The organism is Chromohalobacter sp. 48-RD10 (assembly GCF_029889785.1).
In the GTDB taxonomy this organism is placed as follows: Bacteria; Pseudomonadota; Gammaproteobacteria; order Pseudomonadales; family Halomonadaceae; genus Chromohalobacter.
On record NZ_JARANX010000192.1, the window covers coordinates 1 to 801 of the forward strand.

Here is an 801-nt window from a genome sequence, read left to right on the forward strand (position 1 = left end):
CTTACCGCCTTCGAGCTCGACGACAATCTCCTGGCCGAGGACTAACCAGCGCTCCCAAAATGAAGACGGCCCTAAAAAGAAGGGGCCGCAAATATAAGCGAATAGTTTAAGTGAAATTTATCGTTTAAACCCACATTTAAAACAAGAGGCGTCAGCAATCAACCTGTTTCTTTGTTTTCCTCTGAGAGACGAGAAACGGAAAAAAAGCACTCATATACTCATCAAGCACCCCGTCTAGAGAAACTTTCATCTTGGCCTGAGGCCCGGGCATTACTTCCATCCACTCTCCTGTAAGGGGGCTCGCTTCACAATCAAGTTTCCATAACCCATACTTCAAATACTCCCCCTTATCTATAAAAATTCTAATCCCACTAACTATTGCATCAGCAAGTGTATGCGGGAACCCTTCGCCATAACCGGAAGGCTGAACAAAAATACTACCATTCTTAAAAATATCACCCTGCGGGACGAAACCAACCTCAACCACTCCCCCTTTGTGTTCTTTGAAAATTTCAGCCGCGACACCTTTATCCTTACAGCCAACTACAAAGAAAGATTCTTTAACGTCAATATGCACCAACAGCCTTTTCAAACTTGCAGCTACAAGGGGAAGTTTTGTATCACGCTGAACGGTTACCAAACCATCAAGAATCCCGAATTTTCTCTTTGTACCGCCTGACCCCGGCACCCAACAAATATTACAGCCCTCCCCAAGACACCTTCGTATATAACGGAAATCAGCATACGACTGTACGGCCACCTTCTTATTATTATTGCACTTCAACAACATCAACAAAACGT

At 44.2% G+C, this 801-nt stretch carries 1 protein-coding gene; it reads right to left on the bottom strand.

Going from position 1 to position 801, the window contains the following annotated elements; all coding sequences use genetic code 11:
* Nucleotides 1–151 precede the first annotated feature (151 nt).
* Nucleotides 152–801: hypothetical protein (locus tag OP496_RS18185; RefSeq protein ID WP_280565393.1), on the bottom strand; the 650-nt coding region annotated here is incomplete at its 5' end.